Genomic DNA, 26678 nt, shown 5'->3' with positions numbered 1-26678 from the left:
GCGGCGACGATGCCAGCGATCATTCATTGCGACGTTGCCATTGTCGGAGGAGGCTTGGCGGGCGGGCTGATCGCGCTCGCGCTGCGCCGCCAGCATCCGACGCTCGATATCCGCCTGGTCGAAGGGTCGGGCGCGCTTGGCGGCAACCACCTGTGGTCCTTCTTCGCCAGCGACGTGGCGCCGGCCGACCGCTGGCTGGTTGCGCCGCTGATCTCCTATGGCTGGACCAGCTACGACGTCCATTTCCCGGCGCATGCCCGCACGCTGAAGGCACCTTATTACTCGATCGAATCCGACCGGTTCGATCAGGTCGTCCGCGCCGCCATGCCCGAGGGCGCGGTGATGACCCGGCGCAAGGTGCTGGGTGCCAGCGCGCGCGCGGTCGTGCTCGCCGATGGCGACCGGATCGAGGCGGGCGGCGTGATCGACTGCCGCGGCCCCGGCGACCTGTCGAAGCTCGAGCTGGGCTGGCAGAAATTCGTCGGACGCGAGCTGGCGCTAGCCGAGCCGCACGCGCTCAAGCGCCCGCTGATCATGGACGCGACCGTCGCGCAAATTGACGGCTATCGCTTCATGTACGCCCTGCCGTTTGCAGCGACGCGGCTGTTCCTTGAGGACACCTATTACAGCGACACGCCCGATATCGATGTCGCCGCCTATACCAAGCGGATCGACGCCTGGGCGAATGCGCGCGGCCTCGTCGTCGAGGGCGTGATGCGCGAGGAGATGGGGTCGCTACCCATTCCCCTTGGCGGCGATTTCGACGAATATTGGAGGTCGGGCGGCAACCGCGTGGCCAAGGCCGGGATGCGCGCCGGGCTGTTTCAGCCGATAACCGGCTATTCGCTGCCCGACGCAGTGCGGCTCGCCGCGCTGATCGGCAATGCGCGCGACCTGTCGGGCGCGGCACTGCACGACCTGACCTATGGCCATGCGCGCCGCGCCTGGCGTCAGCGCGGATTCTACCGCATGCTCTCCGCAATGCTGTTCCGCGCCGCAGAACCGGCCGAGCGCTATCGCGTACTTGAACGATTTTATCGTCTGGACGCGGGGCTTGTCGCTCGCTTCTATGGCGCCCAATCCAGCCTATTCGATCGCGCCCGTGTTCTCTCCGGCAAGCCGCCGGTGCCGATCAAGCGCGCGCTCGCAGCGATCAGGGGATCGAGCAAATGAAGCGCGCAGTGGTGATCGGGGCCGGATTTGGCGGGCTGGCGCTGGCCATCCGCCTGCAATCCGCAGGCGTCGATACGGTGGTGGTCGAGGCGCGCGACAAGCCCGGCGGGCGCGGCTATTATTGGGAGAAGGACGGCTTTGTCTTCGATGCCGGTCCCACCGTCATCACCGCGCCGGAAGCGCTGGAAGAGCTGTGGGCGCTGTCGGGCCATCGCATGGCCGATGACGTCACGCTGACGCCGGTCTCGCCCTTTTATCGCCTCAACTGGCCCGACGGGACCAATTTCGACTACACCAATGACGATACGGTGCTGACGGCTGAGATCGCCAAGCTCGATCCCGCCGACATCGCCGGCTATCGCCGCTTCCTCGACTATTCGGCCGGGGTGTATCGCGAGGGCTATGAAAAACTCGGCCATGTCGCGTTTCTCGACTTCACCTCGATGATCAAGGCCGCGCCCGCGCTGATGAAATATCAGGCGTGGCGCAGCGTCTATTCGATGGTCTCGACCTTTGTGAAGAACGAGAAACTGCGCGAGGCGCTGTCGTTCCACACGCTGCTGGTCGGCGGCAACCCGATGACCACCAGCGCGATCTATGCGCTGATCCACAAGCTCGAGCGCGATGGCGGCGTGTGGTTCGCGATGGGCGGCACCAACCGGCTGGTCGCCGGCATGGTCCGCCATTTCGAGCGGCTCGGCGGCAAGCTGATGCTTGGCGACGGCGTCGAGGAGATCGAGACGCTCGGCGAGCGCGCGACTGCGGTGCGCACCAAGTCGGGCGCGCGGTTCGAGGCCGATGCGGTCGCGAGCAACGCCGACATCGTCCACAGCTATCGCGACCTGCTCAAAAGCTCGCGCAGTGCCCAGCGCACCGCCGGCAAGCTCGAGCGCAAGCGTTTCTCGCCCTCGCTGTTCGTCGTGCATTTCGGGATCAAGGGCAGCTGGCCCGGCATTCCGCACCACATGATCCTGTTCGGCCCGCGCTATAAGGAGCTGCTCGCCGACATCTATGATCATGGCGTGCTGAGCGAGGATTTCTCGCTCTACCTCCACCACCCGACCGTCACGGATCCGTCGATGGCACCGGAGGGGCATTCAACCTTCTACGCGCTCGCCCCCGTGCCGCACATGGGCAAGGCGCCGGTAGACTGGGATACCGTCCGCCCGCTGCTCGAAAAGCGCATCCTCGACGAGATCGGCCGCCGCCTGATCCCCGACATCCATGACCGGATCGTCACCAAGTTCAGCTATGCGCCGACCGACTTTCAGCACGATCTGGCCGCGCATCTGGGCAGCGCGTTCAGCCTCGAACCCGTGCTGACGCAGAGCGCCTATTTCCGCGCGCACAACCGTGACGATTCGATCCCGAACCTCTATTTCGTCGGTGCCGGCACCCATCCGGGTGCGGGCATTCCCGGCGTGGTCGGCAGCGCCAAGGCGACCGCCGCGCTGATGCTGGAGCAAACGCAGCCGTGAACACAGAACTGCTCGGTGCGGTGCGCGAAGGCTGGGGCTGGACGGGCATCGATGCTGCGGCAGTTACCGCCGTGAGCCCGTTCGGCCATCTAATCGTCCGGGACGCTCAGGGTGCCTTCTGGTATCTTGACCCGGAATTGCGATCGCTGGATCGGGTCGCAAGCGACGAACCATCGCTCTTCGCATATATGCGCGACGCCGAAGTGCGGGAAATCTGGGAGGCAATGGCGCTGGTCGATGCGGCACGCGTCAGACTGGGCGCACCGGAAGCGGGGCGATGCTATTCGCTGAAGACCCACGCCCTGCTGCAAGGGGACTACAGCCATGACAATCTGTGCACGATCCCAATTGCAGAGTTGATCCGCTTCACTGGTGACTTTGAACAGCAGACGCGCCATCTGCCTGAGGGGTCAGCTGTGCAGTTGAAGGTTGTAGAATGAAACGCCTCGCCATCTATTGCGGCTCTGCCACCCCGGCGGATCCGGTCTATATCGAGAATGCCCGGTTCGTCGGGCGCACTCTGGCCGAGCGCGGCATCGGCGTCGTCTATGGTGGCGGGCGGCTCGGCCTGATGGGCGCGATCGCCGACAGCGCGCTGGAGGCGGGCGGCGAGGTGATCGGCGTGATCCCGCAGGCGCTGGTCGATGCCGAAGTCGCGCATCGCGGCTGCACCGAACTGCACGTCGTGCGCACGATGCACGAACGCAAACAGGCGTTCACCGACCTGTCCGACGGCTTCATCACCCTGCCCGGCGGCACCGGCACGATGGACGAATTGTGGGAAGCGATGAGCTGGGCGCAGATCGGCTATCACGCCAATCCGGTCGGGTTGCTCAATGTCGCGGGCTATTATGACGGGCTGATCGAATTCGTCGCCAAGATGGGGGAGGTCGGCTTTCTGCGCGCCCAGCACCGCTCGATCCTGATCATCGACGACCAGCTCGATGGGCTGCTCGCCAAGATGGCGGCGCATGTCCCGACGCAGACCGTCGGCCAGATCGGCAGCAAGGACCTGTGACCCTGCCCGCGCCGAGCCGCGACGCCGTCGTGGCGGCCGCGCGGGAGAGCATCGCCAAGGGCTCGAAGAGCTTCGCGGCGGCGAGCAAGCTGTTCGATCCGCTCACGCGCGAGCGCGCCTGGCTGCTCTATGCCTGGTGCCGCGCGTGCGACGATATCGCCGATGGACAGGAGCTTGGCCATGACGCCCGCGTCGTCGAGGACCCCGCCGCCGCACTCGCGCGCATCCGCACGCTGACCGACAAGGCGCTTGCGGGTGAGCCGACCGGGGAAATGGCGTTCGAGGCGCTACGCATCGTCTCCGCCGAAACGCGCATGCCGCACCGCTTCGCGCATGATCTGGTCGCGGGCTTCGCGCTCGACGCCAAGGGCTGGTTCCCGCGATCCGAGCACGACCTGATGCAATATTGCTACCATGTCGCGGGCGCGGTCGGGTGCATGATGGCAGTGGTGATGGGGGTCGATCCGGACGACGATGCGACGCTCGACCGCGCCTGCGACCTCGGCCTCGCCTTTCAGCTCGCCAATATCGCGCGCGATATCGAGGCGGACGACGCGATCGGTCGCTGTTATTTGCCGATGGACTGGCTGGTCGAAATGGATATCCCGCCCGGCCAGCATATGAAGCCGCCCTTCCGCTCGCGACTGACCGTCATGGCGCGCTGGCTGGGCGAACTGGCGCAGGCGCATGAGGAGAGCGCACGGCTCGGCACGCCTGCGCTCGGCTTTCGATCGGCCTGGGCGGTGCTGGCAGCGGCCGGGATTTATGGCGGCATCGCACGAGAGGTCGTTTCACGTGGCGACCATGCCTGGGATCATCGTGCCAGCACCAGCAAGGCACAGAAGATCGGCTGGATCGCGCGCGCTTATGGTCAGTCGCTGGCGCGGCGAAAACTATATCCCCCGCGCCCGCGTGCTACTGAGCTGTGGACAAGGCCGCGCTAGGCAGCCCGACACGCCTTAGTAATGACGCGGCTTCGTCTCGGCGCGGGCCATCGTCTCACCACTGCGCTGACAGCTAGCGGCGATCGTAGGATAGGAGAGATCGGTGTGGCGCGGCAGCACTTGCGCCATTGCCGCCTGGCATTGTGCCGCGCTCTGATACCGGACTGGCTCGACACGCGCCTGCTGGCATTGATCCTGGAAGTCGCCGCAGCCAAGAATGGCCATTACATAGAAAACCGGTTCCATCGTCTCGCTCCTCGCCATGCATAACGGATGGCGGGTCCGGTTTGTTTCATTGCATCCCGATCGCTGCGGCCCCAGATAGCGGCGATGCCTCCCGATACCGCCCGCTCCGGCGGCGAACGCCCGCTGTTCGCCACGCTCCGGCGCTTCCTTCCCTATCTCTGGCCCGACGGTGCTCCGGGGCTGAAGGCGCGCATCATCATCGCGCTGGCGCTGGTCGTGCTGTCAAAGGTCCTGCAGGTCTATGGCGCAGCCTATGCGCTGAAGGCGGTGGTCGATGCGATGGCGCCAAGTCAGCAAGGGGGCGGCGAGCGCGGCGTCATTACCTTCGTGGTCCTGATGGTCGTCGGCTATGCCGCCGCGCGGCTGTTCACCACCGTGTTCGACAATCTGCGCAACACGGTGTTCGAAAAGGTCGGGCAGGAGGCGACCCGGAACCTCGCAATCGTCACCTTCCGCCACCTGCACCAGCTGTCGCTGCGCTTCCACCTCGAACGCCGCACGGGTGCCGTCACCAAGGTGGTCGAACGCGGGACCAAGAGCATCGATTCGATGCTCTATTTCCTTTTGTTCAACATCGCGCCGACGATCCTCGAACTCGCGCTGGTGCTCCAGATTTTCGGCAGCAAGTTCGGCTGGTGGCTGGTCGCGTCGACCATGGCGATGGTCATCATCTACATCGCCTTCACCCGCTGGGTCACCGACTGGCGCGCCAAACTGCGCGAGCAGATGAACGATCTCGACACCGGCGCGGTCGCGCATGCGGTCGACTCGCTGCTGAATTTCGAGACGGTGAAGTATTTCGGCGCCGAGCAGCGCGAATCCGACCGCTACGAACGTGCGGTCGAATCCTATGCCAAGGCCGCGGTAAAGTCGGAAAATTCGCTCGCTTGGCTCAACATGGGCCAGTCGCTCATCACCAATGTGATGCTCGGTGCGGGCATGGCGGTGGTCGCCTGGGGCTGGTCCACCGGCGAGTTCACCGCGGGCGATGTCGTATTCGTCTCGACCCTGCTCAGCCAGCTGTTCCGCCCGCTCGACATGCTCGGCTGGGTCTATCGCACGATCCGCCAGGGCGTGATCGACATGGGCGCGATGTTCGACCTGATCGACACCAATGCCGAGGTGAAGGACATCCCCGACGCGTCGCCGCTGACCGTGAATCGCGGCGAGGTGCGGTTCGAGGGTGTCCGCTTCGGCTACGATCCCGGTCGCGACATCCTCAAGGGCATCGACCTCGTAATCCGCCCCGGCCAGACCGTCGCGATCGTCGGCCCCTCGGGCGCGGGCAAGTCCACCCTCGCGCGCATCCTCTACCGCTTCTACGACCTCACCGGCGGGCGCGTGACGATCGACGGGCAGGATATTTCGCAGGTGACGCAGGCGTCTCTGCGCGCCGCGATCGGCATCGTGCCCCAGGACACGGTGCTGTTCAACGACACGATTGGCTACAACATCGCCTATGGCCGCGAAGGCGCCGGGCCGGACGAGGTCGCACAGGCCGCACGCGGCGCGGCGATCGCCGGCTTCATCGAATCGATGCCCGACGGCTACGAAACCCGCGTGGGCGAGCGCGGCCTCAAGCTGTCGGGCGGCGAGAAGCAGCGCGTCGCCATCGCGCGCACCCTGCTCAAGAACCCGCCGATCCTGATCCTAGACGAAGCGACCAGCGCGCTCGATTCGCGCACCGAGGCGGAAATCCTCGACACGTTGGAGGCGATCGAGCGCGACCGCACCACCATCGTCATCGCCCACCGCCTGTCGACCGTGGTCAACGCGGACCGCATCGTGGTGCTGGAGAACGGTCAGATCGCCGAACAGGGTACGCATGCGCAGCTGCTGGAGCAGCGCGGGACCTACGCCGAAATGTGGGCGCGGCAACAGGCTGAGCGGGAGGCTGTGGCCGACGCGGCGGAGTAGAACTCAGCCGAGCAGAAATTTCTCGCCAGGTTTGGGAATGGACCAGGTTGCACGAGGGTCCGGTGGGCCTGAGATATGAATATGCTCAACGACCCCACATTCGTCGCAGAAGATCTCAAGCAATGGGCCGACACTGTTCTCGGTCACAGTGCCCACGGCATGCCCGCATTTCGGACAACCGCCGCTCAATAACGCTCTCCCATGAAACGGTGGCTCACCCGAACTCGACCGCCTCGAACCGCACCGGCAGGCCATGCGCCGCGTTCGCCAACTGCCCGTCCCACATCACCCGCCGTCCGCGAATGATCGTGCCCATCGGCTTCCCGGTCAGCGTGTCCCCGGTAAACGGCGACCAGCCACAACGCGACGCAAGCCAGCTTTCCTCGACCGTCCACTGCTTCTTCAGATCGACGACAGTGAAATCCGCGTCATACCCAGCCGCGATCCGCCCCTTGCCGACCAGCCCGAACACCCGCTGCGGTCCCGCGCTGGTGAGATCGATCAGCCGCGCCAGCGTCGTGCGCCCCTTCGCCACATGGTCGAGCAGCAGCGGCAACAGCGTCTGCACCCCCGGCATCCCGCTCGGCGATGACGGATAGGGCTTGGCCTTTTCTTCGATCGTATGCGGCGCATGGTCCGACCCCAGCACGTCCGGCACGCCCTGATTGAGCCAGTGCCACAGTCCGTCGCGATGCGCGGCCGATCGGATCGGCGGGTTCATCTGGGCATAGCTGCCAAGGCGCGGATAGGCATCTTCCCCGGCCAGCGTCAGATGCTGCGGCGTCACCTCGCACGTCGCGATGTCCTTGTGCTGGCTCAGCAATTCCAGCTCCGCCGGGGTCGTCACATGCAGCACATGGATGCGCCGCCGCGCTTCCCGCGCCAGCTTCAGGATGCGCCGCGTCGCCAGGATCGCGCTCTCGTCATCGCGCCACACCGGGTGCGAGGACGGATCGCCCGCCACCCGCTCGCCCTCGCGGTCGTTCATGCGGAACTCGTCCTCGGCGTGGATCGCGACGCGGCGATGTCCCGATGCCAGCACCCGCGCCAGATTGGCGTCGTCCGACACCAGCAAATCGCCGGTCGACGCGCCCATGAAAATCTTGACCCCTGCGGTGCCGGGCAAGCGCTCCAGCTCGGCGAGATGCTCGGCATTGCTGTTGGTCGCGCCGACGTAAAAGGCGTGGTCGCACCACATGCGGTCCTTCGCGCGGGCGAGCTTGTCGTTCACCGCATCGGCGCTGTCCGTATTCGGCTTGGTGTTCGGCATCTCGAACACCGCGGTCACGCCGCCCAGCACCGCGGCGCGGCTGCCCGATTCCAGGTCTTCCTTCGCCTCAAGCCCCGGCTCGCGGAAATGCACCTGACTGTCGATCACGCCGGGCAGCACGTCGAGCCCGGTGCAGTCGATCGTCTCGCCCGCGTCCCCGCTCGCACCAATCGCCACGATCTTCCCGTCGCGCACGCCGACATCCACCTGCGCCGGACCGGAGGGCAGATGCACCGTGCCACCGGTGAGCTTCAGATCGAACGTCGCCATATCAGCCTCTTTCGCTTGCCTGCCCCGCCTCCTACCTGTTCGCCATGACTGATGCCACCCTGCTCCCCGACCGCGCCCTGATCCGTGTATCCGGGGAGGATGTGCGCGGCTTCCTGCAGGGGCTGGTGACGCAGGATGTGAATGCGGTGCAGCCGACCGCACCGCTCTGGGCGGGATTGCTGTCCCCGCAGGGAAAGGCGCTGTTCGACTTCATCCTGTGGGCGAATGGCGACGACATCCTGATCGATTGTGAAGCGACGCAGCGCGTCGCCCTGATCCGCCGGCTGTCGATCTACCGCCTGCGCCGCCCGATCACGATCGCGGCCACCGAGGGCGGCGTCCACTGGTCACTTGAGTCCGGAATGGGCGCGCCCGATCCGCGGCTCGCCGCACTTGGCTATCGCTGGCTCGGGGAAGCCGATGGGGAACCCGCATCGGGCTGGCACGAACACCGCCTCCACCTCGGCGTAACCGAGGGCGCAGATGAACTCGGCCAGGACAAAACCCTCTGGCTCGAATGCAACGCCGCCGAACTGAACGGCGTCAGCTTCTCCAAGGGCTGCTATGTCGGTCAGGAAAATACCGCGCGGATGAACTGGCGCGCCAAGGTCAACCGGCGCCTCGTCGTCGCGCCATTCGGCGAGCCCAGCGACCGCACCCGCGCCACCTATCCTGATCTCAACCTGATGGTCGAACATCGCCGCGTCGAGTCATTGGGCAATGCGATCCTGCCGGACTGGCTCACCGCCGCGCTCGGCTCAGATGCCTGACCATTCAAGGCCGCCGGGCAAGTCGAACCCGGCATAGTCGATCTGCAGCACTAGGCGCCTGCGCGGCGTCGCGGCGGCATCGGATGCGTGCACGATCGGCGTGGCATATACCCAGATATCACCCGCCCGCGCGGTACAGGCGTAAACTCCGCACTGGCCGACGACCGCCGCGATTCGATCTTCACGCACAAGACCAAATCGGTGCGAACCCGGCGCAATCAGCAGCGGCGCGTTGTCGAGCGGCACATCGTCCAGATGAATGCGGATCGTCACCATCCGCTCGAGGATCTCGAATGGCGGGGCGACATGGAGCAATCCCGCCTTGACCGTCCAAGGTCCAAAGCCCGGAACCTCGCGCCGCGCGCGAACGCGGATCGTGCGGTCTTGATGCCATGCCAGCGACCAGTTCACCCGGTCGCTCTTGTCGAACAGAATTGCGCGTACCGCACGCGCGTCCGTTCCCGCGAATCGCGCGATCGGCGCACCGATCGCCCCGGTGGGCCCCAGCATCTGCTCAAGCCCAGCGGCACGCGCCAGCCGCACGCCCGCCCGATCGGTGGGCGTGCCCGCCAGTGCGGCCTGAAACTCGGCGAGCTGGTCGTTGGCAGCCGAATCCAGCCGCATCGCCCCGCTTGTTGCGAAATCGCCGAGCATCAGTTCGTCTGATCGTACATGAACCCGCGCAACTCCTGATCGCAGGGGCACGCAGACGCCATCCGGGACGCCCATTCGAATGCGTCGGCCAGCGTCAAGAGTTCCAGCGCCGTGAAGCCCCCTGTCACGCGACTGTCCGGATAGAGTTCGGAGGAGACCGTCCCGTCTGCCCCAACCCGCACGGAGTCGACGCCTTCGTGGATCCCGCCGGCAAAGGCATACACCCCGTCACGCTTTGCCTGTTCGACCACCGCCCGCGCGGCGTTGCCGACGGCTGGAAGCTCGGCCTGCGACACCTGCATCGCGGCGCTTGGGAATGAGATCAGATACTTGGTCACGCGATGATGATGCCGCGCGGTCCCGGCAGTAGCAAGTGAGCCAGCCCGACCCATCCGCCACAAAGAAAAAGGGAGGCCGGTTTCCCGACCTCCCCAAATCTTGTCGATCCACAGAGTGGACCGCGCGGCTTACATGCCCGAGCCCGGACCGTAAGTGATTTCCACGCGGCGGTTCTGCAGTTCGCGGACGCCATCGGCGGTGTCCACGCGCGGACGGCTTTCGCCGAACGCTTCCGTGCTGATCGTGCCGTCGGCGATGCCGCGACCCGACAGGTACGAACGGACCGAGTCCGCACGACGCTGCGAGAGGCCGACGTTGTAGCTGGCTGCACCCGAACGGTCAGCGTGACCGGCGAGCATGACCTGCGCATTGCCGCAGTTCTGATACGCCGAGATGGCGTTGTCCAGAATGCCTGCTGCTTCCGGCGTGATGTCCGACTTGTCCCACTCGAAGAAGACAATGTACGGCCCCGGGGTGCAGACCACTTCCGGCGGCGGAGGCGGCGGAGGCGGAGGCGGCGGGGGAGGCGGCGGAGGCGGCGGGGGCGGAGGCGGCGGCGGCGGCGGAGCAGCCGGCTCACCGAAGTTGAACGTCACGCCACCAAGCAGGCTGTGCGAACGGTAGCGACCGTCAAACTGACGACCGGTCACGTCGACCAGCTTGACGTTGTCTGCGTTGAAGAAGCGATACTTCAGCGAGACGTCGATGTTGTCCGTCACCGGCTGACGCAGACCCGCAATCGCCTGCCAGGCGAAGACGGTGTCGGAGTCGTCCAGGAACGCGCCACGGGTGTTGAGCGCATAGTCAGCCTTGACGCGCGCCACGCCGGCACCGCCGCCGATGAAGCCCTGAAGGCCATCATCTTCGCCGAAGTCGAGCATGCCGTTGATCATGAAGCTGAGTGCGGTCGAGGTGCCGCCAGCATAGTCGAACGAGCCAGGCGCGATGTTCGCCAGCGCACCGGTCGACGTGTAGTACGGCGTGGTGAGCGACGAGCGATAGCCATCGACCGTTGCGCGCTTGTAGCTGACCTCGGCCTCGGCGCGGAAACCGCCGAAGTCGTAGCCAATCGTGCCGCCAACGTCAAAACCATAGTCATGGTCGACGGTGCCAGCGGACGCCGTAGCGCCGATATCGTAATCAATGTCTTCGACGATCATCGCACCGCCTTCGACGCCCACATACCACGCGTCGTCGCGTGCGAGGGCGGGCGTGGTGAGCGCGGTCGAAGCAAGTGCCAGAGTTACGGCAAGCTTCCGCATCTTAATCCCCTTTCTTAGTTGCCACTTCGGACAGCGCTAACTTCCTAACCTCTGGAAAGTTTCCGCGCAAGCGAACAAAATCCGGGGACTGTTGCCGGAACGTCACAGTTCGGCGGTAGCGATCAGCCCATGCGCGCGCAGCGCATTGAGGATCGCCGCGATCGCGTCGCGCGCCTGTTCATCGACGATAGCACCACCAGCGGGCGTGGCAACCGCCTCCGCCCGCGCGCCGATCACCTGCACCCCACCGACCTCGATCCGGCTGCCGCCAATGACGCCGATCTGCCAGCCTTCTGCGACACGATAGCGCACGGGTTGGGCAAGGGATTCGGCCCAGACCTCCATCCCCGCGCACGGTACGGCAAATCGCCATCCGCCTTCGGTCCAGCACGCAATCTCGCCATCACGCCCCGCCCAATCGCCGGTCGGCGCATCCCCCACGATCCAGGCGTCACCCGGTTCGGGTGTGGCAGGCGGTGAATCGACGCCGACGCCCAGTACATAGGGGTGCATCAGCGCATCGATCCTGACGACGGCCTCATTGTGAAACATTTCCTTCTGCGCCTGCCCGGCGTGCAGCAGGGGCAGGGCGAATCGGGTTGTCGCTGTCATGTCATTCACTCCATCGCGTCGAGAATCAGCGTGGCGCGCGGGGACAGGCCATGATCGCCCGCCTGCCGCACCTCCACGGTTGCAGTACCGCTGCCGTTCAGCCGCCATTCGGGCACATCGCTCATCGCGATCACCTCGGGCTGCCCCGGAACCATCACGCGCAACTGATAGCGCTCGACGCTCTCGCCCAGCGGCGCGTCGGTGCCGTCACTCCACCGCCATCCGGCCCGGCTGCGGCGCGTCCAGCGCAGCATCCTTCCCCCCGCGTCCGGCACCGCATGCAGCGCAACCGGCGCCGGCGGAGTCGCCGAGCGGCCGGTGAGGGTTACGCCGACCTCGACCGGCTCGGCATCGCCCACCCCCGTCGCCATCACCTTAAGCCGCGCGCCGACAGCTCCCCGGCCATCTTGCACGGCCAACGTCTCGCGCTCGATCAGGACGAATCGGTCGTCGGCAGCCATCGCGCCGATCGCATCCTCGGTCCCTCGCCGCCCGCGCCACAAACCGCTCAGTCGCCAGCGCCCGGCACCGATTGGCACCGCCCGCGCAAACTGGACCAGCTCCGCCCCGACCAGCGCCAGATTCGCACCGGCATCCAGCGCCTCGGGCGACGCATCGGCCAGCTCCATCTCCGCATGGGCAAGCTCGATTACCAGTTGCGATGCGCGATCCTCGATCAGCGCACTCGCGCTGCCCGCAGGCTCCACCACCGCCCCGATCACCGCCGGCGCCGCTGTCCCCCCGATCGCCTCCCATCGCGCACCATCGTCGCTGCTCAACGACAGCACCGCCTTGCGCCAGCCCGGAGAAGTCCCGCACGCCGCGATCATCAGGCGCGGTGCGCTCAACAGCCCGTCGCCCAGATGCGGAATTTCAAATCCATGCAGCACGGTGGCGCCGTGCACCCGATCCGGTGCCGGGCTCACCCGCCCCGGACTCGCCGTTGCGGCGCTCGCTGTGGGCACGAGGGGGGTGAGAGCGAGCGCAACCTCACCCGCCTCGATCCGCGACTCGATCACCCGCCACTGCCCCGCCTCACCCGCAACCGTCACCCGCGCGCCCGGCGCAATCCCCATCGCCGACCAGCCGGGCCGCACCACCCGCCGCGTCCGCGCCAGATCCGCCCCGATCAACTCCGCAGCGGCAATACCCTTGGCTGCTCCGGCGGAGAGCGCTGCGGGCAACTCGATCCGCCGTTCGCGATCCTGCCCCTGCGGATCCGACGCGCTCTGCACCCCGGCCTGATAGTCGCGCGCCGGATCATAGTGGCTGAGCACAATTCGCCGTGGCACCCGGTCAGGCGACTCGATCGACCGTTCGACCCCACGCCCCGCCGCCCCCGGATCGGCAATCGTTGCCGCCCCGCCCGCACCGCACGCCAGCACGAACCCGTCACCCACGGAAACCGGCCACGCCCCGCTCGCCTCGATCAGCGGCGCAATCGCCCCGCGCACACTCTCGCCATAGCCCGAATAGCCATCAATCGGCAGCACCGCCTCGCCCGCCCCGACCACCTCGCCGGACAACGCCGCGACGATCGTTCCCGCTGCCACCGCACCCGGATCGGCCACCACCTCGAAACTCAGCGAAGGAATCCGATTGCCGAACTCCTCCAGCTCCAGATTCTCGAACACGGCATAGGCAATGCCGCGATGCGCCGGTGCCAGCCCGACGCCCTCGGCCGAAGCGATCAGCGGATCGACCGCCTGATCCTCGCCCCCTGCATGCAGCCGGAACCCGGTCCGCACCTTCCAGTCACCTGCCGCGCCGCGCAGCAGCTTGCCGTCCGCCCAAACCCGCCCAACCGACAGGATCGGCCGCGCCGACAGCGCCACCGCGAACGACGCGGTATAGCTATAGCTGGTCACGGTCGGCCGCCCCTTGCCGCCCTCCCGCTGGCGACGCTCGACCAGGTCGGTCGCCCAGATCACCGTCCCCGCCACCCGCAACGTCCCGAACAGCTTCGGGATCGGCGTGCCGTAACTCGACGTCTGCAGCGCCAGCTCGGTCAGCCGCGGCCCCTCGCGTCCCTTGGGCTTGAACAGCAATTCGCGGTCCACCGCTTGCCCCGCAAGCCCGCCCAGCATCGCCCCGATCGGCCCGCCGATCAGACCGCCGACCGCAGTCAGCACCAGAGTCGCCATCTCACCCTCCCTCCCGTCGCCACCGCGCCAGTTCGGGCCAGGGCGGCACGCCCGGCCGCTCGACCACGCGGCGCAGCGCCGCATCGGCATGGATCACGCCCGCTTCGCTCGCGATGGCGAGATGCAGCTGCCCCGCCCCGGCATTCAGCAACAGCAGGTCGCCGACGCGTGCATCATCAGCCCGCACCAGCCCCGCCGCCTCCGCCGCCGCGATCACCTGCGCAACACTGCCCCCACGCAGCGCATATCCCCGCGGCACCGCGATCCCAAAAGCCAGCCCAGCCAGCCCAACACAGTCCAGCCCATGCGCCACACATCGCCCGTGTAACCGAAACCGCGCTCCGATCGCGCCCCGCGCCCGCTCGATCGGACTCATACGCCCGGATAGCGCGTCAGCAGGTCGATCCCCGGCAGATACGGCTCGCCCCGGAAATTCGCCGCATTGCCGAACCGACCCGCGCACGTCGCAACGCTCTTGTCGCATCCCTCGCTCACCTCCACCAACGCCCCCACAGCATCGAAGCGCGGCGCCCGGCGCAGCGTCACGACATCCCCCGCCGACGCCGCGATCACATCGCTCAGCCCGCTATTCGCCCCGCCGATCCAACGCAGCCGCCCGCCAGCCCATCCCCCCGGGACAGGTTCCTCGCAATCGAGCGTCAGCACCGCCCCGTCCGCCGCGATCACCCGCGCAAACCGCCGCCGCCCCGCCATTGCCACGCGGCATCTCTTGTCACCCAGCTCGGCGCGGCATTCGGGCGAGGTCATCTCGACCACCGGCGCATCCAGCGCCGCCGCCGCCCCGCGCAACTCGGCGGTCAGCACGCCATCGCGTGTCTCGACCGCCCCGATCGTCCCGCTGCCCAACGCGACCACCTCGCCCGGCGCCGTCCAGTAGACCGCGAACAGCGTAATCCGCGCCCCGTCCCAGCGCCCGGCAAGCAAATCGGCCTCGCTGATCGCAGCGCCAGTCAGCGCGCCCGTCACATCCATACTATCGGCATCCAGCCCCGCGCCGCGCCGGATCGCCGACGGCGTCATCCCCGGCGCCGCGCGATAGTGGAACCCATCCACCGACCGTGAGATCGACCGCCTCGCCGGTGTCAGCCGACCTTCAGGCTTCGTTTCGCCCGGCGGCGAGCCGCCACCCTAACCCTCGCGCACCTCGACCAACGGCACACTCGGCGCCGCCCCCGCCATGAACGTCGCGCGGTTCACGCTCAGCGAATCCTCCGCGAACCGCACCGGCACGTCGAACCGGAATCCCGCGGTCACCAGCGCGCCTTCATCCGGCGGCTCGTCCAGCACGACCATCCCGCCCGCGCCGATCGCAAACGCCGCCGTCTCGACGCCATCGACTGCAACCCGCACGCTCCCCGCCACCGGCCGCGTGATCCGCCGCGCCACATCGCCATAGGCCTTCACCAACGCAAACGCCTGCTGTGCCCCATCCCCGGTCCCGATCAGCTGATCGAGCGGACCCGGCGCACCCTCGTCATTCGAGCAGTCATCGAATGGATCGCGCAGCCGGAACGCCCGCGCCGGCCCCATCCGGGCCCGGTAAAACCCCAGCAGCGCCCGAATATCCGCCTCGCTCCGCACCCCCGGCCCGACATCGTACCGCGTCCGCGCCTGCGCCCAGGCCGCGTTGCGCGCCTCATGCCCGCCCGCGCTGGTCAGGATCGCGGTCGATACCTCCGGCGCCACCTCCGCCTCGCGCCCCAGCGCAATCGGGAACAGCACATCATCGAACGCCTGCATCTCATCCTCCTGATCGAAGGTCACAAATCCATCGCGGATCACCTGCGGCAACGCCCAGATAAAGGTCGCCGCCACGCCCCGCGCACGCGCCGCATCCGCCGCCGCGGCAATCCCGCGCCATTGCGCCGCATCCTCCGGGTTCAGCACGAACCCAGCGAAATAATGTTGCCTCTCAACAGAATAGCCCAGCCGCGCCTCCGCCAGCGCCACGCCGCGCGCGCTCGCCACGGCATTGCCCGCCGCTGCCCAGTCATAATCCTCCAGCTGCAGCACATCGAACGCCGGAAAGGCCCAGCCGACCGGCAAATTCGCCCGCATCAATTCGGGTGCGTCCCGGTCCAGCACGGTGGGCAGATAGGCCAGCAGCAACAGCTCCGCCTCGGGTGCCACCCCGCGCACTGCAGCCCCCAGCGCTGCCGTCGAATCCGCCAGCAAAGCCCCCGCCGCGTCGAGCACATCGATGTCGGGATCATCCCGCACATTCTGCTCCGCCGGATCGCCCAAAGCCGCTCTCGCCGCATCGTCATGGATGCACAGCCGGCCATCCGCCATCACCCACCACCACGGCTCACCGACCTGAAACTTGACCGTCAGCCCCGCATCCTGCGCAATCCCGACAAACGCCGCCGCCACCGCCTGCAAATACCCCATCACCCCGGCATGCGCCGGCGACAACAGGGTCGAGGGCGGCTCCCACCCGGTCAGCGCGGGCGATCCATCGAACGCCCGCTGCTTCCAGTCGCCCCAGCAATGCGCGTCGAACAATTCGTAGGACAGCGACCAGATCAACCCGAACCCGAGCGCCCTGGCCCGCGTCGCGAAATCGGCATGCCACGCCACGCACGGGCCATTCAGCACCCCGCCGCTCAGGCTCGCAAAATAGCCCCCCGACGCCGCCTCGAGCCGGAAATAATGGCTCATCCCCACATAGTGAACGATGTCCCCGCGATACCCCAGGTGCAGCGCATTGCGCAGCAGCCGCGCCGGGGTCAGGTGATAGCTGTCGTCATAACCCGAGCAGATCGACAGCCCATGTTCGGGCACCACCATATCGCCGATCGCCAGCACCGCCCCCGGCCCCTCGACCGCAATCTCCGACAGCTCGACCCAGCCCTCGACCGGCGCCACTAGCGCCGCATCGTCACCGGTGTAACCCGGCGGCACCAGGCTAACGAACATCCGGTCGATATCGCCGGCCCAAACCGGATCAGCCTCACCCGGCAACACGAACCCGCCCGCAACGCTGGCAAAGTCGATGCCGACGACGCAATCCTCCGGCGTCCCCTCTGCATAGTTCCACAGCCGCACATACCAGGCGCGCGCCACCCCCGCCGCATCGCGCCCCTCGATCGTCAGCACCGGTCCATTGACCGCATCCAGCGGCATCACCCCGCCGGATCGCCACCGAAAGCGCAACCGGCACCCACGATAATCCCGGCTGGTCTCATAGGACAGCAGCGGGTGGTCATGCCGATCCACGCTCTCCCAGATCAGCCCCGCCAGATCGCTTTGCCGATAGAATACCGCATCCACGCGCAATGCGTCCGGAGCGGTGGTCACGACGCTCGCCATCATCGGCCGCGGGAAATTGACCGTCCAATAGGCGGGATCAAAGCGCGAGATCACCCCCGCCACCTGCACCGTCCGCTCGGACGCCAGCCAATATGCCATGTCGCTTCCCCTTCTTCTCCCCTCCCGCAAGCGGGAGGGGCCGGGGGAGGGCCTGTCCACACGCACCCGCGCTCAACAGACACGCCCTCCCCTAACCCCTCCCGCAAGCGGGAGGGGGACAACTCACTCAACCCCCGCCAGCGCCGCCTTCACCGCCCGCGCCACCTGCCGCCCCGATTGCCGCAGCGCCCCCGCAGCCTCACCGCCGCCCGGCGCATGGATCGTGATCGCAACCCGCACATCACGCCCGCCACCCTGAACCGGCACCTCGACCCGCCCGCTCGTCGTCGGCACGAACAGCTCCGGCCCGCGCTCGCCAACGATATAGCCCCGCCCCGGTGCCACCGGCCCACCGGTCGCGCGGCCGGGCAGTCCAAACAGCCCCCCGATCGCCCCGGCAATCCCGCCGCTGCCAAAGATCGCAGCCATCCCCCCGCGCACCGCCTCCGCGGCGATCTCGGCCAGCACCTGCGACGCCACCCGCTTCAAATCCTCAAAGCCGAGCTTGCCCGTCCGCACCGCGCGCAACAGCGCCGTCTCGACCGCGCGCCCCGCCCGGTCCGCCCCGGCCTGCAATGGCCCGTCGATCGCCGCACGCATCTCGGCGACATCGCGAGCAAAGCCCTGCGTATCGGCGCGCACCCGCACCATCATATTTTCGATCTCGTCATCCATCGGGAAACGCCTCCATCAACTGCGCGATCGTGTCGCGATCGGGCGGCGCGACCTCTTCGCCAGCCACCGCCCGCACCAGTGCCGCCAGCTCGGCCGGGGTCGCATTCCAGAACAGCTCCGGCGTCCACCCGAACGCCACCCCCGCCTGCCCCGCCAACAGCGCGGCGCGCTCGGCGAACATTATCGCCCCGCCAGAATCTGCCCGATCAGCACGCGCAGCGCCGGGGTCGCGCCGGCAAGTCCGCCCGCCGCAACCCCCTCGCCAAACGCCTCACGGGTCAGCCCCTCGGGCCGGTCCTTCAGGCAATGCCAGAACAACGCGACTATCTCGCCCAGCCCGAGCCGCCCCTCAGCCGCCCGCTCGACCAGCGCAAATAACGGTCCCACTTCCTGCTCGGCGGCAACCAGCGCGCTGAACGACGGGCGCAACACCAGCTCCACCCCCGCAACCCGCACGCACGCCTCGCCCCGTGCCGAATTCGCACTCATGCCGACACCACCGGCCCGGAGCTCTCCAGGTTCAGCGTGTAACTCCGCTCCCCGTTGAAATCCCCGGCATAGTCCAGCCGCGTGACCAGGAACCGACCGGTCATCGTCTCCCCGCTCTCGAAGCTCAGCCGATAATCGTCGATCACCCCGCTCAGCGCATTGCCCCGGATCCGCGTCTCCGCCGCCGACCCGGTAAACACCCCCGCCGCCGACACGCTGACCGATCGCACCCCCGCGCCCGACAGCAATTCGCGCCACGCGCCTGAATCCTTCGACGTGATCGCCACCGCCTCGCCATTGACGCTCAGCTGCGTCGTGCGCAGCCCCGCCACCGTCGCATAGGCGACCGGCGACCCGCCATCGCCCACCTTCAACAGGAACGCGCTTCCCTTCTCCACCGCCATGACTCGATCTCCCTCAGATCCCGCTCTTCAACATCCGCAGCCGCCACTCGCTCGTCGCGACCCAGCGCCCCTCGCCCTTCCGCTCGATCCGCGCGCGCAACAGCACCCGGCTCGCAAGCTCCCAGCCGCCGCCGATCGCCCGCGGCATCGCGGCCACAGCGGTTTCCAGCTCGCCCAAAAGCCGCCGCAACCGCGCCGGGCTCTCCCCGGCATCGTGCAAGCTCACAACAACACGCGCCTCGCGCCCGGCCATGTCCTTGGTGCTCCAGTCGCTCAGCAACGCTTCACCGATCACCGCATGCGGCGTCGCCGCACGCACCGGCGGCGCATCGAACACCCCCGCCAATTGATCCGACAGCGGCCGGTGAGCAGTCAGCGCCGCCCGGATCGCTTCCGTCAGCACCACCGCCGCGCTCATCGCACCGCCCCCGCGCCCAGCCGCATCACCCGCCACGGTCGCCACAATGCCGTCACCGCCGCCGGCGGCACGCCATCGCCATCCATCCGCAAATGCGCCGCCAGCCGCAGAATGCCGTGCCGCACCGGCTCGGGCACCGCGTTCCAGTCACCCGCGCTCCCCGCGCGATAGGTCACCGCAACCCGCCCCACGCCGGCCGCACAGCGCACCCATCCGCGCCCCGTCGCATCGATATCGATTCCATAGGTTTCAAGTCCCAGCGCCACCGCGCTGCCATCACCCAACAGCGCATCGACCGAAGTCACCGCCCGCACCGGCGATACACTCAGCGCCTGCCACTCCGCCCGCGCCGCCAGCGTCTCGCGCAGCGTCCGCTCCAGCAATGGCGCCCCGATAAACCCCTCGCACAGCTCGGTCGCAACGCGCAGCTGCGCCGCCAGCTCGGCATCGCCATCCACCCCCTCGATCCGCAGGAACGCGCGCAGCTCCGCCAGCGCGACGGGGGCCGTCTCGGGCGGCACGATCGTCTCGACCATCACCGCCGCTCCACCCGCACGTCGAGCGAGCGCGCATCGCGCCGCCCGTCACTCCAGCTCACCCGATTGGTCAGGCGATAGACGATCCCTGGACGCCCGCCCTCAACGGTCGCAGCACAGCGCGGCCCGCTGACCGCCTCCGCCACCACCGCCAGCCCCTCGTCATGCACCGGCTCGACCGCCCAGCTACTCGCGCTCAGCCCCGCCGCGCCCGCAATCGCCGCCCAGTCGATCGCATAGTCCAGCGCCGCCGCCGGATCCTTCAGAAAGATGCCCATCGCTCGCCCCCTGCTCCCAAGAAAAAAGGGGGCGGCCCCGCAGGACCGCCCCCTCATCATCGCACTTCGCCGACCATGTCAGTCTGCGCGAGTCTCCGGTGCGACCGCTCGCACCCGATGCTCCGTCCGGCCGCCGCCAGCCGCCACTGCCTCCAGCCGGAGCCGGATGCGCTCCAGCCGAGCAGGATCCCCCGCCCCCGCGTCGCTACGCACCGCCCCGGCGCGCGCATCGCGCGCGTCCGATGCGATCAGTCCGCTCGCCGCCAACGGAACCGCCCAGGCTGCACCGGATGGTCCCGCCCGGCGGCGCCGTCCGGCGATCGGCGTAGCAGCAAGCGGTGCCGCGCCGATCGCCGCGCGCATCAGCTTACCACCGCACGATCGGTCACCCGCCGCCAGTCGGTGCCATCGGAAAAGACCGGCACCGCCCCGCCGCTTTCATTGGTGCAATATGCCATCGCACCCGCGCCGACCGTCGCGGCGGCAGGCAAGGCCGACACTGCGTGACTCGGCAGCTTCGGCGGCTTGGCGAAATAAGCGACGTTGATCGTCGGATCGAATTCGACGAACAGGTTCGCGGCATTGCCGACCGACCGATAGCTCTTCTCGATCTTCAGCTTGTCGCCATCGCTATTGTCATAACCGATGGTGAAGCTGCCCCCGCCGCCATTGTTGGTGAAGCCCAGCAGCGCATCGGACCCCGTGCCGTTCAGCACCTGCAGGTCCAGCATCGCGCTGCCATTCGTGTTGTACACCACCTGCGCCAGCTTGCCGGTGACCGATCCTTGCGTGAACTGCGCGTTGAAATCACCACCCGTGATCGTCGGGATATAGACGCGGATCGCCGTCCCGTTCGCCACCCCGCTGGTCAGGTTGAGCACAAAGCCAGCATTGTCGCCCGAGGGCGTCGGCTGGGTCGGCGTCACCAGGTACAATGCACCACCGCCCAGATGATGATTGTCGAACTGGTTGCGATAGGGCAGCGGCAGATAGGCATTGCCCGCGGCATTCTTCTGCTGCGCCACCGCGCGATTGTTGGTCCCGAACAACAGCCACGGATGCGGCTTGCCCGCCCCATTATCCTTCAGTTCGACCTCGTTGCCGACCGCCCCCAGCCGGATGTTGATGCGGTCATCGCCCATACCGCTGGTAAAGCGGTAATTGTTCGCGCGCATCGTATAGTCCGCGCCGACCCCGTCCCAGTCGCTGACCAGATGCGGCACCGTCCCGGAAAACAGCCGATACTCGTTGTTCGGGTCGCTCGCCGGGAACATCGAGCTGTGAAACTCGACGATGAACGGATCGCTCGGCGCGCCCTGCGCGAACTTGCTTTCGATCCGATAGGATGCCGACGGCATGTCGGTGTTCAGCGGGGCAAAGGCGTTGGTCTGGTTGAACCCCAGCGACAGGACGGTGTTGTAGTAATTGGGCTGGCTGGTCGGACCATTGGTCACCAGCGATCCGTTCTGGATCAGGCGCAGGTTGACCGCGTCATTGCCGCCCTGGCTGTTGGTCATGCCCGACACCGGCGCCTGCTGGTCGATCACCAGCTGGCTGAAGATGCCGCTTTCCAGCACGGGCGGATCGAGCACCAGCCCGTCGACATTCGCCATCGCGTTGAGAAAGTCAGTCACCGTTCCCGTCGCGTTGCCGGGCATCGCCTGCCACGCCGCGAACACGTCATGCGCCTGAACCGTCTCGTAGAATTCGGCGGCGACGGTCAGCGATACGGTCTTGGTACCGGCCGGCAGATCGACGGCGCTGGTGCCGTCCGACGAGACGATCGGATCGCGCACGATCGTCCCGCTGGTAAAGGTGCCGATGCCGACTTCGAACACGCTCGCATCTGCGGGCGCGCCGTCGATCGCATAGTAAAACTGGTCGCCTTCGCTCAGTACCGACGCAAAACTGCGCGATCCGGTCACCGCGCCGCCCGGCGTGATCGCGCCGGTCCCGGTCGTCGTTGTCGTTTCCTCGACCAGGTCTGCGTAAATCAAATCAGCCATGTCTGTGCTCCTGCGGAAAAATGTCGGAACCGGCCGGGGCGCCCGCTTCGCCCCGGCCCGACGGTATCAGGGGTGCAACGAACCGCAGAATCGCAATGGTTTCCACCCTGCAAACCGCGCTCCGTCGCGCCGCATCAGGATGCGGCGAACTTCATGATCTTGATCGCTTCCGAATTCGTCACCGCACCGCCGACCCGCTTGGTGGCATAGAAGTGCACGAACGGCTTGTTGCTGTACGGATCGCGCAGGATCTGCGTCTCGCCGCGCTCGGCGATCAAATACCCGGCCTTGAAATTGCCGAACGCGATCGACAGCGAGTTGGCCGCGATGTCGGGCATGTCCTCGGCCTCGACCACCGGATAACCGAGCAGGCTCGCCGGCTGCCCCGCGCTCAGCGACGGCTGCCACAGCAACGCGCCGTCGCTAGTCTTGAACTTGCGGATGCGCGCCAGCGTCGCCGAATTCATGGCAAACACCGCGCCCTGCCGATATGGCGGCCGCAACGCCTGAACCAGGTCGATCAGCCGTTCCTCGGGATTGGCCGCAAACGCGCCCGCCGCACCCGACACGATATGCTGCAGCGTCCCGAAAGCCCGCGCGTCATCGCCGGTCGCCGCAGTGGCATAGCTCAGAAACCCCTTGGGCTTGTTCGTCCCGTTGCCGCTGACGAACGCCGCCCCCTCGGCCCGCGCAAATTCGCGCGCAATCTCGTCGGCCAGCCACGCTTCGACATCGAACGCGCCATCGTCCAGCATCGCCTGGCTCGCCGCCGGATTGGCGAACAGATCGCCCATCGGCGGGGCGATCTCGTTGAACACCGGCGTATCGGTCTCGTCGCGCGTCGCCGTTTCGCTCGCCCAGCCCGATTCGGTCCCGCCCGACGCGACCAGCTTGCGATACCCCGCGCTACCCACCGTCACGACATTGGCGATCGCACGGATCGGCGAAATGCTCGCCAGCGTCGCATCGACCAATGCGTCGATCTCGCGCGGTACGGCATAACCGCCCTCGGCCCCGCTCACGCCCGACAGCGCCTTCATCTCCAGCGCGCCGCTGCCGCTGCGCAAAAACCCCTCGAACGCCGCGCCACCCATGCTGCGCGCGCCACTCAACATCGGCCGCGCCACCGGCACCCCAGCCGCTTCCACCGCCTCGAACGACTGTTCGAGGACATCCGCCTTCGTTTCCATGATCTTCTCCCACCATCAAAAATCCTCCCCGGAACGGGGAGGGGGACCATCGCAAAGCGATGGTGGAGGGGGCCCGCGTCCGGCGAACCCCGTCGTCTCAGAAAATGAATCGGCTATCCGCCATATTCGCGCCCATGCGGGCCCATCCACGATCCTGTATCGTTAGGACCGCGACGCACCGTCACTCCGGGAATTCCAAATGTCCAAACGATCGAACAGAAGCTGGATGAACGCCGGATTCGACGCCTGGTCCCTCGGCTGGGAATCCGCAGCCGTGATCGGCCTGCGCGCAACCAAGATCGCCCAGGGCGGCCCCGAAGCGCAGCGCGAGACCGAATTGATGGTCTCCGAAAAAATGACCGCTGCGTTCGAACTTCAGATGGCGATGATGACCGGCGCCATGGGCATGAGCCCCGCCACCACCACCCGCAAGGCACTCGCCCACTACCGCCGCAAAGTGCGCGCCAACGCCCGCCGGCTTAGCTAGCCGCGGGTGCCTCCACCGCATGCACCCGCGCTAGCGCCTGCATCGGCCGTGCCACCAGGCTCACCTCGCACAGCTCCAGCGCCTCGATCTCGCGCCACCGCCCCTGCCGCGCCTTCACGGTCCGATACCCAAAGCTGAGGCCATTCACCGCGCCCCGCGCGACCAATACCGCCAGCTCCGGCGCATCGACCCGCGCCATCACACGCAGCCCGCGCGCATCCTCCCCGATCGCCTCGATCACCCCGACCGGTCGCCCGCGATGCTGCCACAGCAACGGCACCCGCCGCACGCTCTCGCCAAACGCCCCGGCCCGGATCACATCCCCGCCCCGGTCCGGCACATCGAACACCGCCGCATAACCGGCAAAGCGGACGCCGGGCATCGCACCTTCACTCCCCTCCCGCTCGCGGGAGGGAGACAAGGCACCGAGCCGCACCTGACGCTGCATCACTTCCCCACCCCCCAAAACCCCAATTTCACCGCCAGCCCCACCACGACCAGCGCCAGCAGCATCCGCACCACCCACCCGGCCACCGCCTTCACCGCCGACCGCTTCGCATCGCGCCACGCCTCCAACAGCTCGCGCAACTCGCCCATGTCCTTGCCGGCATGCGGATCGTCGAGCCCCAGCCGCGCCAGCGCCCGGCTCGCCCCGAGTTCGCCCGCTTCCTCCGCCACCGCGCGCAGCGTCGCCATATCCGCGCCCTCGGCCGACCCCTGCGCGATCAGCTGCGCCAGCAGCTTGCCGTCGACCGGCGCGCTCACGCCCCGATCCCCTGGCCAATCCCCAGCATCGCGCGCTTCTCCTCGGTGGTCAGGAACTCCGCCCCGCTGACGCTGCGCCACAGCCGCTCGCGGTCCTCGGCCATCGCCGACACCTTATCGACCGCGACCCCCAGCCGCGCATCGGGAAACCACGGCGACAGCCCCTGCGCCAATTCGGTCAGGATCTTGTCCGCCAGCGGCAGGATCGTCATCCGCCACACCGCCTTGTTCGCCTCGCGATAGTTCGCATAGCTATTGTCGCCGGGCAGGCCGATCAGCATCGGCGGCACGCCGAACGCCAGCGCGATCTCGCGCGCCGCCGCCGCCTTCAGCCCGACGAAATCCATGTCGGCCGGCGTCAGGCTCATCGCCTGCCATTTAAGCCCGCCCTCCAGCAGCATCGGCCGCCCGGCATTGGCGGCCCCAGCGAAGCCGGCTTCCATCTCGCTCTTCAACCGCTCGAACTGCGATGGCGACAGCGCACTCCCGTCCCCCGGCTCGTACACCAGCGCCCCCGAAGGTCGCGCGGCGTTGTCGAGCAGCGCCTTGTTCCACCGCGTCGCCGCATTGTGGATCGCGATCGCCCCCGACGCCGCGCCCAGGCAGCCAAGCCCATAATGATCGTCGACCGGGTTGAACGCCTTCAAATGTACGACCTGCGGCCGCCCCGCCGCATCCTCCGCCGCGATCACCCTGACGCTCCCGCCGACACGATAGCGATAGCCGACCGGCCACCCCCCGGCATCGGTCTCGACGCTCACCCGCTCGGGCCGCAGCGCGAACAGCTCCGCGACACCCCCCGAGCCATCGCCCAGCAACTGCACATAGGCATTGCCATGCAGCAACAGCTGCGCGGCGATCGTCGCCCCCAGCTCCTGCCCCTGGCTCCGCGTCGTGACCAGCTTCAGCAGCGCCGCATCGCTCGCCGCGACCGGCGCCGCCGCGACGCCCTCGGCAATGATCTTCACCGCCCGCTGCGCCACCGGGTTGGCGGCATAGCCGGCCCGCACCTGCGCCTCATAACTCTGCGGCCACTCACCCAGCACCGCGCCCGCGCCTTGCCCACGCGCCAACACCGGACGCGAACCCTCGCGCCCGGACTTCCGCCCGAACCATTTCATAATTGATCTCCCGTGATCGCCTCGCGGCGATTGAGCGCCTAGCGCTTCTTACCGAACCAGATCACGTGCCGCGGTCCCTTGCCATTCTGCCGCGCCCGCACCTGCACCTCTTCAACCTCGAACCCCGCATCGCGCATCCGCCGCGTAAAGGCCGGGTCCGGCCCCGCCGACCACACCGCCAGCACCCCGCCCGGAGCCAGCGCCGCCCGCGCCCGCTCCAGCCCGCGCATCGTGTACAGCCCGTTATTCGCGTCGCGCGTCAGCCCGTCCGGCCCATTGTCGACATCCAGCAGGATCGCCTCCCAGCTGCCCCGACTGCGCGCAATCTCCGCGCCGACATCGCCCATCACCAGCTGCGTGCGCGGATCATCCAGGCACCCGTCGGCCAGTTCCGCCATCGGCCCGCGCGCCCATTCGATGATGCCCGGCACCAACTCGACCACACACGCCCACCCCTTCGGCCCCAGCCGCCTGAGCGCCGCGCGCAGCGTAAATCCCATGCCATATCCGCCGATCAACAACCGCGCGCTCACCGGATCGCTCAGCCGGTCCAGCGTCATATCCGCCAGCGCCTCTTCCGATCCGCTCATCCGGCTCGACATCAGCTCGTTGCGCTCGAGCATGATGATGTGATCCCGCCCGTGCCGCACCAGCCGCAACGGTTCCCCGCCCGGCACCTCGGCCACACCGATCAGCTCCCGAGGTGTCATCGTCTTTTCCCTTGTTGGCGGCACCGGCCCGCTCCCCCACCCGGCCACCCACCAAGTGTACCGTCTGGGT

Annotated in this window: 31 protein-coding genes; 8 read left to right on the top strand and 23 right to left on the bottom strand. The window is 67.6% G+C overall.

Features of this window, described 5'->3' with window-relative positions; all coding sequences use genetic code 11:
- Nucleotides 1–9 precede the first annotated feature (9 nt).
- Genes crtY through VGN66_RS02885 form a run of 5 tightly spaced genes read left to right on the top strand, consistent with a single transcriptional unit; the run spans nt 10 to nt 4613 of the window.
- Nucleotides 10–1173 (top strand): lycopene beta-cyclase CrtY, encoded by a 1164-nt coding sequence (gene crtY, locus VGN66_RS02905; protein WP_327517340.1) that lies wholly within the window; start codon nt 10–12, stop codon nt 1171–1173.
- Nucleotides 1170–2651, top strand: coding sequence for a phytoene desaturase (locus VGN66_RS02900; RefSeq protein ID WP_327517339.1), 1482 nt, complete (start codon nt 1170–1172; stop codon nt 2649–2651). Before crtY ends, VGN66_RS02900 begins: the two co-directional genes overlap by 4 nt.
- Entirely contained in the window at nt 2648–3091 is a 444-nt protein-coding gene (locus VGN66_RS02895; protein ID WP_327517338.1) for a T6SS immunity protein Tdi1 domain-containing protein, read from the top strand. The genes VGN66_RS02900 and VGN66_RS02895 overlap by 4 nt, the downstream gene beginning before the upstream one ends.
- Nucleotides 3088–3669, top strand: coding sequence for a TIGR00730 family Rossman fold protein (locus tag VGN66_RS02890; protein WP_327517337.1), 582 nt, complete (start codon nt 3088–3090; stop codon nt 3667–3669). The genes VGN66_RS02895 and VGN66_RS02890 overlap by 4 nt, the downstream gene beginning before the upstream one ends.
- The gene (locus VGN66_RS02885) at nt 3666–4613 is read left to right on the top strand and encodes a phytoene/squalene synthase family protein (RefSeq protein WP_414713171.1); all 948 of its coding nucleotides are present in this window, start codon (nt 3666–3668) and stop codon (nt 4611–4613) included. The genes VGN66_RS02890 and VGN66_RS02885 overlap by 4 nt, the downstream gene beginning before the upstream one ends.
- A gap of 15 nt (nt 4614–4628) precedes the next feature.
- Here VGN66_RS02885 and VGN66_RS02880 read toward each other — a convergent pair whose 3' ends face one another.
- On the bottom strand, nt 4629–4859 hold the full coding sequence (locus VGN66_RS02880; protein ID WP_224922121.1) for a hypothetical protein: 231 nt from the start codon (nt 4857–4859) through the stop codon (nt 4629–4631).
- A gap of 84 nt (nt 4860–4943) precedes the next feature.
- Between VGN66_RS02880 and VGN66_RS02875 the strand changes: the two genes are divergently transcribed.
- On the top strand, nt 4944–6776 hold the full coding sequence (locus tag VGN66_RS02875) for an ABC transporter ATP-binding protein/permease (protein ID WP_327517336.1): 1833 nt from the start codon (nt 4944–4946) through the stop codon (nt 6774–6776).
- 214 nt (nt 6777–6990) lie between these two features.
- Here the strand turns inward: VGN66_RS02875 and VGN66_RS02870 are convergent, their stop codons facing one another.
- On the bottom strand, nt 6991–8316 hold the full coding sequence (locus tag VGN66_RS02870; protein ID WP_327517335.1) for a dihydroorotase: 1326 nt from the start codon (nt 8314–8316) through the stop codon (nt 6991–6993).
- Between the two features lie 44 nt (nt 8317–8360).
- Between VGN66_RS02870 and VGN66_RS02865 the strand changes: the two genes are divergently transcribed.
- Nucleotides 8361–9086: a folate-binding protein gene (locus VGN66_RS02865; protein WP_327517334.1), complete on the top strand. Its 726-nt coding sequence runs from the start codon at nt 8361–8363 to the stop codon at nt 9084–9086.
- On the opposite strand, the gene VGN66_RS02860 is transcribed toward VGN66_RS02865, so the two are convergent.
- The 17 genes from VGN66_RS02860 to VGN66_RS02780 all read right to left on the bottom strand — a co-directional run bounded on the left by VGN66_RS02860 (nt 9075) and on the right by VGN66_RS02780 (nt 23525).
- Entirely contained in the window at nt 9075–9740 is a 666-nt protein-coding gene (locus VGN66_RS02860) for a phytanoyl-CoA dioxygenase family protein (RefSeq protein ID WP_327517333.1), read from the bottom strand. The genes VGN66_RS02865 and VGN66_RS02860 overlap by 12 nt on opposite strands.
- Nucleotides 9740–10078, bottom strand: coding sequence for a transcription initiation protein (locus VGN66_RS02855; RefSeq protein ID WP_327517332.1), 339 nt, complete (start codon nt 10076–10078; stop codon nt 9740–9742). The genes VGN66_RS02860 and VGN66_RS02855 overlap by 1 nt, the downstream gene beginning before the upstream one ends.
- Before the next feature lie 129 nt (nt 10079–10207).
- A complete protein-coding gene (locus VGN66_RS02850) occupies nt 10208–11341 on the bottom strand; it encodes an OmpA family protein (RefSeq protein ID WP_327517331.1) in 1134 nt (377 codons plus the stop codon).
- A gap of 102 nt (nt 11342–11443) precedes the next feature.
- Nucleotides 11444–11953 carry a DUF2793 domain-containing protein gene (locus VGN66_RS02845; RefSeq protein ID WP_327517330.1) on the bottom strand — a complete coding sequence of 170 codons (510 nt, stop codon included), beginning with the start codon at nt 11951–11953 and terminating at the stop codon, nt 11444–11446.
- A gap of 5 nt (nt 11954–11958) precedes the next feature.
- Nucleotides 11959–14097 (bottom strand): phage tail baseplate protein, encoded by a 2139-nt coding sequence (locus VGN66_RS02840; RefSeq protein WP_327517329.1) that lies wholly within the window; start codon nt 14095–14097, stop codon nt 11959–11961.
- Between the two features lies 1 nt (nt 14098).
- Nucleotides 14099–14356 carry a hypothetical protein gene (locus VGN66_RS02835; RefSeq protein WP_327517328.1) on the bottom strand — a complete coding sequence of 86 codons (258 nt, stop codon included), beginning with the start codon at nt 14354–14356 and terminating at the stop codon, nt 14099–14101.
- Between the two features lie 113 nt (nt 14357–14469).
- A complete protein-coding gene (locus tag VGN66_RS02830) occupies nt 14470–15171 on the bottom strand; it encodes a DUF2163 domain-containing protein (RefSeq protein WP_327517327.1) in 702 nt (233 codons plus the stop codon).
- 75 nt (nt 15172–15246) lie between these two features.
- Entirely contained in the window at nt 15247–17529 is a 2283-nt protein-coding gene (locus VGN66_RS02825) for a DUF2460 domain-containing protein (protein ID WP_327517326.1), read from the bottom strand.
- Nucleotides 17530–17652: 123 nt separating this feature from the next.
- On the bottom strand, nt 17653–18204 hold the full coding sequence (locus VGN66_RS02820) for a tail tape measure protein (protein ID WP_327517325.1): 552 nt from the start codon (nt 18202–18204) through the stop codon (nt 17653–17655).
- Nucleotides 18197–18385 (bottom strand): phage tail assembly chaperone, encoded by a 189-nt coding sequence (locus VGN66_RS02815; RefSeq protein WP_327517324.1) that lies wholly within the window; start codon nt 18383–18385, stop codon nt 18197–18199. The genes VGN66_RS02820 and VGN66_RS02815 overlap by 8 nt, the downstream gene beginning before the upstream one ends.
- Entirely contained in the window at nt 18385–18693 is a 309-nt protein-coding gene (locus tag VGN66_RS02810; protein WP_327517323.1) for a gene transfer agent family protein, read from the bottom strand. Before VGN66_RS02810 ends, VGN66_RS02815 begins: the two co-directional genes overlap by 1 nt.
- Nucleotides 18690–19097, bottom strand: a complete 408-nt coding sequence (locus VGN66_RS02805) for a phage major tail protein, TP901-1 family (RefSeq protein WP_294017498.1) — start codon at nt 19095–19097, stop codon at nt 18690–18692. The genes VGN66_RS02810 and VGN66_RS02805 overlap by 4 nt, the downstream gene beginning before the upstream one ends.
- A gap of 13 nt (nt 19098–19110) precedes the next feature.
- Nucleotides 19111–19515 carry a tail completion protein gp17 gene (gp17, locus tag VGN66_RS02800; RefSeq protein WP_327517322.1) on the bottom strand — a complete coding sequence of 135 codons (405 nt, stop codon included), beginning with the start codon at nt 19513–19515 and terminating at the stop codon, nt 19111–19113.
- Nucleotides 19512–20051 carry a head-tail connector protein gene (locus VGN66_RS02795; protein WP_327517321.1) on the bottom strand — a complete coding sequence of 180 codons (540 nt, stop codon included), beginning with the start codon at nt 20049–20051 and terminating at the stop codon, nt 19512–19514. The genes gp17 and VGN66_RS02795 overlap by 4 nt, the downstream gene beginning before the upstream one ends.
- Nucleotides 20051–20329: a hypothetical protein gene (locus VGN66_RS02790; protein ID WP_327517320.1), complete on the bottom strand. Its 279-nt coding sequence runs from the start codon at nt 20327–20329 to the stop codon at nt 20051–20053. The genes VGN66_RS02795 and VGN66_RS02790 overlap by 1 nt, the downstream gene beginning before the upstream one ends.
- Nucleotides 20330–20691: 362 nt before the next feature.
- Nucleotides 20692–22335, bottom strand: a complete 1644-nt coding sequence (locus tag VGN66_RS02785) for a hypothetical protein (protein WP_327517319.1) — start codon at nt 22333–22335, stop codon at nt 20692–20694.
- A gap of 134 nt (nt 22336–22469) precedes the next feature.
- The gene (locus VGN66_RS02780) at nt 22470–23525 is read right to left on the bottom strand and encodes a phage major capsid protein (protein WP_327517318.1); all 1056 of its coding nucleotides are present in this window, start codon (nt 23523–23525) and stop codon (nt 22470–22472) included.
- Between the two features lie 199 nt (nt 23526–23724).
- Here VGN66_RS02780 and VGN66_RS02775 point away from each other — a divergent pair, with 199 nt between their 5' ends.
- Nucleotides 23725–24012 carry a hypothetical protein gene (locus tag VGN66_RS02775; RefSeq protein WP_327517317.1) on the top strand — a complete coding sequence of 96 codons (288 nt, stop codon included), beginning with the start codon at nt 23725–23727 and terminating at the stop codon, nt 24010–24012.
- Here VGN66_RS02775 and VGN66_RS02770 read toward each other — a convergent pair.
- The 4 genes from VGN66_RS02770 to VGN66_RS02755 form a co-directional block, all read right to left on the bottom strand.
- Entirely contained in the window at nt 24005–24394 is a 390-nt protein-coding gene (locus tag VGN66_RS02770) for an HK97 family phage prohead protease (RefSeq protein ID WP_327517570.1), read from the bottom strand. The two genes, VGN66_RS02775 and VGN66_RS02770, sit on opposite strands and share 8 nt — an antisense overlap.
- Nucleotides 24395–24459: 65 nt before the next feature.
- Nucleotides 24460–24708, bottom strand: a complete 249-nt coding sequence (locus VGN66_RS02765) for a DUF6127 family protein (protein ID WP_327517569.1) — start codon at nt 24706–24708, stop codon at nt 24460–24462.
- A 65-nt stretch (nt 24709–24773) separates the two neighbouring features.
- On the bottom strand, nt 24774–25898 hold the full coding sequence (locus VGN66_RS02760) for a phage portal protein (RefSeq protein ID WP_327517316.1): 1125 nt from the start codon (nt 25896–25898) through the stop codon (nt 24774–24776).
- Between the two features lie 38 nt (nt 25899–25936).
- Entirely contained in the window at nt 25937–26608 is a 672-nt protein-coding gene (locus tag VGN66_RS02755) for a spermidine synthase (protein WP_327517315.1), read from the bottom strand.
- Nucleotides 26609–26678 lie beyond the last annotated feature (70 nt).

Source organism: Sphingomonas sp. (assembly GCF_035998645.1).
Taxonomy (GTDB): Bacteria; Pseudomonadota; Alphaproteobacteria; order Sphingomonadales; family Sphingomonadaceae; genus Sphingomonas.
Note: the sequence above shows the minus strand (reverse complement) of the source record. Positions and strands in the feature narration are given on the sequence as shown.